We start from the raw sequence: 454 nt of genomic DNA on the forward strand, positions 1-454 counted from the left end.
GCATGGAGCCTACAAAGTAGTCCTCTATGTCGGAGTATTCCGCAACGAGCCGATCGTCGTCGCCGACGCTGTCGATCACGCCCGAAACCGGATAGCCGACTAGGTTCAGACCTTGATTGTTTATCGGCAACCCGAGAACGAATTCCAAAAAGAGGCCGCCGAACCGCTCGAAATCGGGTCCGATATAACCGATCGACTCGGCTAGGCGATCGATCAAGGCAGCCCGTCGTTTTGGATTCATCGATGCCGCACTCTGCGCCTGTCCTCAGGTCGAAGCATCGTACCAAAGATCAGGAGAATGTCTCAGTCCGTGACTTGTCTTTTGCGCACTCGTCTACAGAGTCATTCGACTAACTGCGTAATCCGATGAGAGTGGCACGCGATCCGGCAGCGTGTTACGCAGCCGGACCGAGATAAGCGGTGCCCCCGATCTCGCCTTGCCTGCTTACCCGAT

Annotated in this window: 1 protein-coding gene; it reads right to left on the reverse strand. The window is 55.9% G+C overall.

Annotated features, from left to right (window positions below; translation table 11 throughout):
• Window positions 1-241 (reverse strand): hypothetical protein (locus B2W55_RS29980; RefSeq protein WP_291532723.1); only part of this gene is annotated, 241 nt, incomplete at its 3' end.
• Window positions 242-454: the final 213 nt, after the last annotated feature.

The sequence above is a fragment of the Bradyrhizobium sp. UBA2491 genome (assembly GCF_002341725.1).
GTDB lineage: Bacteria > Pseudomonadota > Alphaproteobacteria > Rhizobiales > Xanthobacteraceae > Bradyrhizobium.